The sequence below is a fragment of the Siccirubricoccus soli genome (assembly GCF_024178315.1).
Taxonomy (GTDB): Bacteria; Pseudomonadota; Alphaproteobacteria; order Acetobacterales; family Acetobacteraceae; genus Siccirubricoccus; species Siccirubricoccus soli.
This window is the reverse complement of the sequence record NZ_JAMZIK010000007.1, coordinates 1-8766: the sequence shown is the minus strand read 5'-3', so window position 1 is coordinate 8766 and position 8766 is coordinate 1. Positions and strand designations below refer to the sequence as shown.

General features: G+C 73.9%; 8 protein-coding genes. 1 reads left to right on the top strand and 7 read right to left on the bottom strand.

Annotation, left to right across the window (positions count from 1 at the left end; translation table 11 throughout):
* From NJ376_RS01105 to NJ376_RS01080, 6 genes are all read right to left on the bottom strand, one after another.
* On the bottom strand, positions 1-553 hold a 553-nt coding region (locus NJ376_RS01105; protein WP_252951369.1), incomplete at its 3' end, for a transporter substrate-binding domain-containing protein.
* Between the two features lie 260 nt (positions 554-813).
* Positions 814-1434 (bottom strand): sensor histidine kinase, encoded by a 621-nt coding sequence (locus NJ376_RS01100; RefSeq protein WP_252951368.1) that lies wholly within the window; start codon positions 1432-1434, stop codon positions 814-816.
* Positions 1435-1594: 160 nt separating this feature from the next.
* The gene (locus NJ376_RS01095; protein WP_252951367.1) at positions 1595-3130 is read right to left on the bottom strand and encodes a replicative DNA helicase; all 1536 of its coding nucleotides are present in this window, start codon (positions 3128-3130) and stop codon (positions 1595-1597) included.
* Between the two features lie 440 nt (positions 3131-3570).
* Positions 3571-4845 (bottom strand): heme biosynthesis HemY N-terminal domain-containing protein, encoded by a 1275-nt coding sequence (locus tag NJ376_RS01090; RefSeq protein WP_252951366.1) that lies wholly within the window; start codon positions 4843-4845, stop codon positions 3571-3573.
* Positions 4846-4849: 4 nt separating this feature from the next.
* A complete protein-coding gene (locus tag NJ376_RS01085) occupies positions 4850-6022 on the bottom strand; it encodes a hypothetical protein (protein ID WP_252951365.1) in 1173 nt (390 codons plus the stop codon).
* 7 nt (positions 6023-6029) lie between these two features.
* Entirely contained in the window at positions 6030-6761 is a 732-nt protein-coding gene (locus NJ376_RS01080) for a uroporphyrinogen-III synthase (protein ID WP_252951364.1), read from the bottom strand.
* A gap of 79 nt (positions 6762-6840) precedes the next feature.
* On the opposite strand from NJ376_RS01080, the gene tsaD reads away from it, so the two are divergent.
* Entirely contained in the window at positions 6841-7881 is a 1041-nt protein-coding gene (gene tsaD / locus NJ376_RS01075; RefSeq protein ID WP_252951363.1) for a tRNA (adenosine(37)-N6)-threonylcarbamoyltransferase complex transferase subunit TsaD, read from the top strand.
* 238 nt (positions 7882-8119) lie between these two features.
* Here tsaD and NJ376_RS01070 read toward each other — a convergent pair.
* A partial coding sequence (locus NJ376_RS01070) for an ABC transporter substrate-binding protein (protein WP_252951362.1) occupies positions 8120-8766 on the bottom strand: 647 nt, incomplete at its 5' end.

Genomic DNA, 8766 nt, shown 5'->3' with positions numbered 1-8766 from the left:
CCACGGGGGTGAAGCGGACCTGGTTGGACCGTGCCCATTCCGCCAGGTTCTGCTCGGTGGTGGTGCCGGGCTGCACGCAGATGGTGGCGCCGTCCAGCTCCTTCGCCGTCTTCACCCCGGCGCTCGCCTTCACGATGAAGCCCTGGCCGTCGTAGAAATTCGTCGCGGCGAAGTCGAGCCCGAGCGAGGTGTCGCGGGACAGCGTCCAGGTGGTGTTGCGGGAGAGCACGTCCACCTCGCCCGATTGCAGCGCGGTGAAGCGGACCTGCGGCGTGGTGGGCACGAGTCGCAGCTTGGTCGCGTCGCCGAAGATGGCGGCGGCGATGGCGTGGCAGTAATCCACGTCGAATCCCCGCCAAGTGCCCTGGCTGTCCGGTTGGGCGAAGCCGGCAAGTCCGGTATTCACGCCGCAGATCAGGTGGCCGCGCGCCCGGACGGCATCCAGGGTATTGGCCGGCGCCTGCTGGGCGGAGGCGGCCAGCGGCATGGCGAGGCCAAGGGCCAGCGCGGCTGCCCCCATCGCGTGCCGGATGGAAAGCCCCAAGGGCTGCATTGCTCAGTTTCCCCTTCGCCGCCCCGCGGGGCAGCATCCCTGTTGTCGTTCTCAGCCTCAGCAAATGCTGCGCCAGTGGGGAGAGACGATCAACGAGGATCGCCCCGGGCCCCCCCCAAGCCCGCCTTGCCAGGGTCGCGATAGCAGAGACATGGCTAGTTGCGAAGCGGAACCGACTCCCTGCGCCGGAGTTGCGCGCCACGGGGGCGCTGCCTGCCCAAAGCTTCGCCTTGCTGCCCGACCGGGCAGCGAGGCCGGATTCAGCCCGGCGCGGACACCGGCAGGCGGAGCCGCCAGCCGCCCTCCATGGGGGCGGCCTCGCCCCCTGCTGCCCTGGCCAGGGCAGCCAGGCGCTGCAGTGCAAGGGCGCCAAGTTCGGGCGGCAGGGTCAGGCGCAGCTCCGTCACCTCCGGCAGCGCCTCCAGCTCCAGCCCCAGCCCCTCGCCCGCGGGCAGGGCTTCCGCCACCTCCGCCGCCAGGGAGAGCAGCGTCTCCTCGAACACCGCGCGGTCCAGGGTGATCGGGGCGTCCTCCACCTCCAGCGCCAGGCGCAGCGTACCGGGGGCGGGCAGCAGCAATTGCAGCAGGGGACGCAGCGCCTCCACCACCTCGCTCAGCCGCAGCGTCGCCAGCCCTTCCGGCGGTCGGCGCAGCAGGGACAGCATGGCGCGGGTCGTCGTCTCGAAGCGGCGGGCGGCTTCCTGGATGCGGCCGAGCTGACGCTGCGGCGGTCCCTCGGCCGCAGTCCGCCGCAGCAATTCCAGATTGGCGAAGACCACGGTGAGGAGGTTGTTCACCTCATGCTGCACCGGGCGCGCCAGGCTGGTCAGCGTGGCCAGCCGCGCCGCCCGGCGTTCCGCTGCAGTCCCGTCCTTCGCCATGAGCGATTCCTGCTCTCCCATCCGCCGTGTCCCTAACGCGGTCCGCGGCGGATAGCACCCCCGCAATTGGGGAATTGCCCGCCTGATTTTCGCGCGGAACGATCTGCGCCGGCAGGTTGCGGGGGCGCGGCGCGGGGCTGCCCACCCCTGTCGGCCCGCCTCAATAGCCAGGACCGCCGCCATGCGTCTGGTCGAGATCGCCGAAGCGGGTGAACTCCGCCTCGAAGAACAGCGGGATGGTGCCGGTCGGGCCATGGCGCTGCTTGGCGATGATCAGGTCGGCCCGGTTGTGCACCGCTTCCATGCGCTGCTGCCACTGGTTCAGCGCGTCCTGGAACTTCTCCTCCGACTCGAAGCCCACCTGCTTCGGCGCCCGCTGCGCCTCGTAGTATTCGTCGCGATAGACGAACATCACCATGTCGGCGTCCTGCTCGATGGAGCCGGATTCGCGCAGGTCCGAAAGCTGCGGCCGCTTGTCCTCGCGCTGCTCCACCTGGCGGGAGAGCTGCGAGAGGGCGATGACCGGCACCGAGAGCTCCTTGGCGATGGCCTTGAGCCCCTGGGTGATCATGGAGATTTCCAGCACGCGGGATTCCGGCCGCGTGCCGGCGGCGGGACGCATGAGCTGGAGGTAGTCCACCACCACCAGTTCCAGCCCCCGCGTGCGCTTGAGGCGGCGGCAGCGGGTGCGCAGTGCGGAGATGGTGATGGCCGGCGTGTCGTCGATGACCAGCGGCAGGGTGGAGAGCTCGCGGCTCACCTCCACGAAGCGGTCGAAGTCGCGCTGGCTGATGTCGCCGCGGCGGATCTTGTCGCCGGAGATGCGCGAGGCCTCCGACAGCAGACGGGTGGCGAGCTGATCGGCGCTCATTTCCAGGGAGAAGATGGCGACGGTGCCGCGCGGCTGCACCACCATATCCCCTTGGGCGCCCTTCTCCTGCGCCTCGCGCACCAGGGCCTGGGCGGCGCCGAAGGCGATCTTGGTGGCGAGCGCCGTCTTGCCCATGCCGGGACGGCCGGCGAGGATCAACAGGTCCGAGGGATGCAGCCCGCCGGTCTTCGCATCGAGGTCGCGCAGGCCGGAGGAGAGGCCGGAGACGCCGCCCGGGGTGGAGAAGGCGCGCTCCGCCGCCAGCACCGCCTCGGTCAGCGCCTTCTCGAAGGTGACGAAGCCACCCTCGCTGCCGCCATCCTTCGCTAGGTCGAAGAGCCGCTGCTCGGCGGCCTCGAGCTGCGCCTTGGCGTCCAGCTCCGGCTCCCCGCCATAGGCGCGGTTCACCACCTCCTCGCCGACATCCACCAGCTGCCGGCGCAGCCAGCAATCATGGATGATGCGGCCATATTCGCCGGCATTGATGATGCCGATCATGGCCGAGAGGAGCTGCGCCAGGTAGGCGGGGCCGCCCACCTCGTCCAGCAGCCCGGAATGCTCGAATTCCGGGCGCAGGGTCACGACATCGGCAAGCTGCCCGGCCTCGATCCGGCGCTGGATGGCGCGGAAGATGCGGCCATGCACCGGGTCGGCGAAATGCTCCGGCGCGAGGAATTCCGAGACCCGCTCATAGGCCTTGTTGTTGGCCAGCAGGGCGCCCAGCAGCGCCTGCTCCGCCTGGTAATTGTGCGGCGGCACGCGCTGGGAGAGGCCGAGCAGCCCGCCCTCTGCGGCGAAGGACGGGGGCGTGTCGATGGTGTTCATGCCCGCATCCTAGCGCAGCCCTCGCCCTGTGAATTACGGGGATAGGTGTGGATAACGGGGATGGTGCGAGTGGGACACGCCGGGCGTGGCATGGGGGCCACGCGGTCGTCCCGCATCCGCGGCGCCGCTTCCGCCGGTGGCCGCGCATCTCCGGCCCGACCGAAGCCGCGCGTTACCGCCCAGGGATCGCGGCCCCATGGGGAATCGGCCGGTCAGCCAGGACCTGTCGGGGAAGGGACGGGGTAGAGTCCTGCCGCAAGGGCAGGACATTGCCGCGGCGGCTGGTCAGGCCGCCCGGCCTGGCCGGCTGACGCGGCGGCAACGGGAAGGGCCATTGCTGGAGGCAGCGCGCGTTCCTCGACCGGCGCCCCGGGGCCGCCCCTGCCGGAGCAGCCTCCGACCCGATGGATCACGGTGCGATCCATCGGGTCGGATCGTCTTCAGGCCGCCACCGCGGCCTTGGCCGTGCTGCCCTGGCCCCAGCCGATCTCCCCGACCTGGTCGCAGGCGGTGCAGACCGGGGCCCAGCTTGCATGCTCCGCGCCGCAATGGCCGCAGCGCCAGCGCGGCTCGGGCGGGGCCTTGGCGGCCTCGCGCAGCCAGCGCGACTGGGCGGCGCGGGCCTCGGCGGTCTCGCCCTGCTCCGCCTCCTCCAGCTCCGCCAGCAGCAGATAGGCCCGGCGATCGGCCTCGCCCGAGGCCACCAGCGCCTCCAGCGCGCCGCGCGCCCGGCCGGTCAGCCCGGCGGCGAGCGCGGTGCGGGCCAGCAGCAGCCGGCTCTCCGCCGCCTCCGGGTTGCGGCGGATCAGCGCCTCGGCCGCCTTCACCTGCATCAGGATGTCGGTCTCGGCCGCCAGATAAGGCACGGCGAGGTCCGGATGCGGCTTCGCCGCCCAGGCCTCCTCCAGCACGCCGCGGGCGCGGCGCGGGCTGCCGGCGGCTTCCAGCCGGCGGGCATGGGCCAGCGCCGCCGGGGCGAAGCCGCGATCCGCCTCATAGGCCTGGCGCTCCAGCTCCGCCGCCTTCACCGGGTCCGTCTCCTGCGCCGCGGCGGCCAGGGCCAGGGCGGCGCGCGGCGCGTCCGGCGCGGCGAGGGCCAGCGCCTCCCGCCAATCCTTGGTGCGCAGCGCCAGCTCGGCGCGTTCCTGGCGCAGCCAGGCGGCGCCGGGATGCACCGCCTCCGCCTCCTTCGCCAGGGCATGGGCGGCCTCCCAGTCGCCCTCCTGCATCGCCTGGCGCAGCAATCCGCGCAGGCCGAGGAAGCGGGCATCCTCCCGCCCCGCCAGCGCCCGGAAGATCTCGCCGGCGGCGGCCTCGCGCCCGGCCAGGCGCTCCGCCTCCGCGGCCAGCAGCAGGGTCTGCGGCGTGTCGCCCAGCAGATGGCGGGCGCGGCGGGCTTCCAGCCGCGCCGCCTCCGCCGTGCCGGCGGCCAGCGCCACCAGCACCCGCGTCACCGCCGCATCGCCTTCCACCCGGCGCCGGGCGGCGCGGCGGGCGCGCAGCCTTCCGGGCAGGCGGCGCAGGGCGCTGAGGCCGTTCAGCAGCAGGTGCAGCAGCAGAAAGCCGAGCAGCAGCACCAGCAGCGCAATGGGGAAGCTGGTGCCGATCCAGGCATCGCCCACCTGGATCTCCACCGTGCCGCCGACGCCGGCCAGCCAGAGGGCCAGGGCAACGGCGGCGCCAAGGATGACGAGGACGAAAAGCGCGCGACGCATCGGCTCAGCCCGCCGCGAGCTGGCGCAGCGCGGCGCGGGCGGCGAGCATGGCGCGCGCCTGGTCCGCCCAGGGCTGCATGGCGGCGCGGGCCGGCGGCGGCAGCTTCTCGATATGCGTCAGGCTCATCTCCACATCCCCCGCCTCCAGCGCGCGGCGGGCGCGCTCGATCTCCGCCTCCGCCGCATCGCCCCACACCACCTGATCGCCGCGGCGGATGGTGACGAGGCCGCCGAGCCGCGCCAGCGCGCTGTCCACCACGCCGGCGCGGCTGCCATCCGGCTGCATCGCGGCATCCGAGGCGGCGCGGGCGGCCTTTGCCGCCTCCTCGAAGGAAAGGCGGAGCGAGGCCTCGGTGGGCGGCGGGACATTGGCGAAGCGCGTCAGCGCCGGCGGCGCGTCATTGATCCGGCCGAGGGCCGGGCCGAGCGGCTGGCCGGCGATCAGGCTGGCGCGCAGCGCATCCACCGCGGCAAGGCGGGCGGTGCGGCCCTCGATGGCGGCCAGCCGCTGCTGCGCCGCCTCCAGCGCGGCGATGCGTTGACCGAGCTGCTGCTCCAGCGCGCCGAGCTTCTGCTGCGCCGCGGCCTCGGCGGCGGCGATGCGCTGGTTCAGCATCTCCCGCGTCTCGGCGGAGCGCTGGGCCTGGTCGGCCGCCTGGCTGTCCAGCCGGCTGGCGAGGGAGTCCACCACCTGGCGCTGGGCGAAGGCATTGGGGTCGATGGCCGGCCGGCCCTCCAGCGTCGCCAGCCGGCGCTCCAGCGCCGCCGTCCGGTCCTGCGCCGCGCGATCGGCGCCGGCGAGGCGCTCCGTCAGCCCGTGCAGCTGGCTTTCCAGCGGGCGCAGATCGGGCGGCGGCGGCCGGTCCTCCAGCGCCTTGGTCCGGGCTTCCAGCGCCTGGGCCTGCTGCACCCGGCCGCCAAGGGCGGAGAGCTCGCCGCGCAGGGCTTCCAGCCTTTCCTCCGCCCGCGCCAGCCGCACCGCATCCGCCCCGGCATCCACCGTGGAGCGCGGCGTGACCAGCAGCCACCACAGCGCCAGCAGCAGCACCACGCCGCCGACGCCGATCAGCAGCGCGGCGGGGTCGAGCCGGCGTGGGCCTGGCGGGGCGATGGGGGAATTGCGCGGCGGCGGCGGGGCGTCGGGTGGGCTCTGGGTCTGGTTGGGCGTGTCGCTCATGGTTCGCCTAGCTGGGGTCGAGCAGTTGCAGAAGCGAGTCCTGGTCCGGCCGCGCTGCGACCTTGAGGGCACGCCAGGTGAAAGGGGCCAGGGCGGCGCGGGCGGCCTCCGCCACCCGCGGGCTGATGGCCAGCGCCTCCACCGCCGCGGCGCTGCCGCCAAGCCCGGCCTGGCGCAGCAGGGCGATAGCGGCGTGCGCCGAACGCGGCGAGAAGAAGAGCGCGGCGCCGACCGTGCCGCGCGCCAGGGCCTCCCGCGCCGCTTCCGGCAGGGCGGCGGCGGGGTGGGCGGCATAGGCGACGCGGCGCAGCACGCGGAACCCGGCAGCGCGCAGCGCCGCCACCAGTTCCCGGCCATAGCCGGCGCCGACCGCCAGCAGCAGCGGGCCGGCGGCGGGGGAGAGCCGGGCCACGGCGAGGCGGGCGAGGGCGGCGGCATCGCCCTCCGCCGCCAGGATATTCACGAAGCCGTGAGAACAAGCCTCCGCCGCCGTCGCCTCCCCCACCGCGAGGACGAGCAGGCTCCGCGGCAGGGCATCCGGCAGGCAGCGGGCGGCGGCGCGGCTGGTGAGCAGCAGGGCCTGGGCGGTGCGGGGCAGGACGAAGGGGCGCGCAGCGAGGACCAGCGCTGGCGCTTCCAGGGGCTGCCAGCCTCGGGCAGCGAGCCGCGCGGCGGTCTCTGCTGCGCCCGGCTCCGGCCGGGTGATCAGCACGGCGGGGGCGGGGTGGCCTTCGCGCATGCCGCGGCTTATAGGGCGCCCCGCCGGGCTTGGGCAGCCTTGCCCCGGTTCACACCCTGTGCAAGGCGCGGGACTCCGGATGGACAGCAGCGCCGCGGTGCTGGGGCTGGAATCGAGTTGCGACGAGACGGCGGCGGCGGTGCTGCGGGCCGATGGCACCATCCTGGCCGAAGCCGTTCTGAGCCAGCTGCGGGAGCACGCCCCCTTCGGCGGGGTGGTGCCGGAGATCGCGGCGCGGGCGCATCTGGAGCATCTGCCGGGGCTGGTGCGGCGGGTGATGGCGGAGGCGGGGCTCGGCTATGGCGACTTGGCGGGGGTGGCCGCCACCTCCGGCCCCGGGCTGATCGGCGGGCTGATCGTCGGCGCCTCGGTGGGGAAGGGGATCGCGCTGGCGCACCGCCTGCCCTTCGTGGCGGTGAACCACCTGGAAGCGCATGCGCTGACCGCGACCCTGCCGGGGCTGGTGCCGGGCGGGGCGCGCTTCCCCTATCTGCTGCTGCTGATCTCGGGCGGCCATTGCCAATGCGTGGCGGTGGAGGGGGTGGGGCGCTACCGCCGCCTCGGCACCACGCTGGACGACGCGGTGGGAGAGGCCTTCGACAAGGCGGCGAAGCTGCTGGGCCTGCCCTGGCCCGGCGGGCCGGCGCTGGAGCGGCTGGCGGCACAGGGCGATGCGGCGCGCTTCCCCCTGCCGCGGCCGCTGCTGGGCCGGGCGGGCTGCGATTTCTCCTTCAGCGGGCTGAAGACGGCGGTCGCCAACGTCCTGGCCCGGCTGCCGGGCCCGCCGGGGGAGCAGGAGAAGGCGGACCTCGCCGCCGGCTTCCAGGCCGCGGCGGCCGCGGTGCTGGCGGACCGGGCCGGGCATGCGCTGGCCATGCTGCCGGGCGCGACGGCGCTGGTGGTGGCGGGCGGCGTCGCGGCGAATGCCGCGGTGCGGGCAGGCTTGCAGGCGGTGGCGGCGAAGCGCGGCCTGCCCCTGGTGGCGCCGCCCATCCGGCTTTGCACGGACAATGCCGTGATGGTCGCCTGGGCCGGGGTGGAGCGGCTGCAGCGCGGGCTGGTAGACGAGCTGGGCCACGCGCCGCGCCCGCGCTGGCCGCTGGAAGAACTGGCGGGGTAGGCCCTTCCGGTCCGGCGGCATCGCCGGAGGATCCCGGACACGCCGTCAGACCGCCTATGCACCCGCCTCCGCCAAGCCGGACGGGATGAACCGCCACAAACCGCGCCATCCGCCGGGCGGACGGGCCAAAAGGGGGCTGTAGGCCGCCCGTGGGCAGCAGCGCCCCCGGTGCCTTGCCGGGGGGAGGAATGCACCTCCCCGGCTCCGCTCTGCGGTCAGGCCGCGGCAGGGTTTCGGCTCAGCTCCGCACCATCGGGCAACCGCCCTGGCTGAGCGGGCGCATGGCCTGCTCCGCCTCGATGGAGCCGGCCAGCTTGTAGAGATCCCAGCCCATCTTCACCTCGGCCGGCGCCTTCACCTCGAAGAGGTAGACCGGGTGGATCTTGCGGCCATCCTCGCGGATGCGGCCGGGGCCGAAGCAGTCATCCTCGGTCGGCATGCCCCGCATCTGCGCGATGGTGGCGCGGCCGGAGGCCTTGGCCTGGGCCGGGCCCATGACGGCGGCGGCCTTCAGGTAGTGCAGCACCGCCGAATAGGCACCGGCATGGTTGGTGCTGGGGTAGATGCTGGGCGGCATCTTCGGCAGCAGGCGCTGGGTGAAGGCGCGGGTGCGCTCGTTCAGGTCCCAGTAGAAGGGCTCGGTGGTCAGCAAGCCCTGGCCGGCTTCCGCCCCCATGGCGCGCACATCGCCCAGCAGGCAGAGCAGGCCGACCAGCTTCATCTTCCGCGTCAGGCCGAATTCATGCGCCTGCTTCACGCAGTTCACCGTATCCGTCCCGGCATTGGCGAGGCCGAGCACCTTGGCGCGGGAGGCCTGGGCCTGGAGCAGGAAGGAGGAGTAGCCGGTGGTCTGCGGGAAGGGGTAGCGCGCCTGGCCGAGCACCT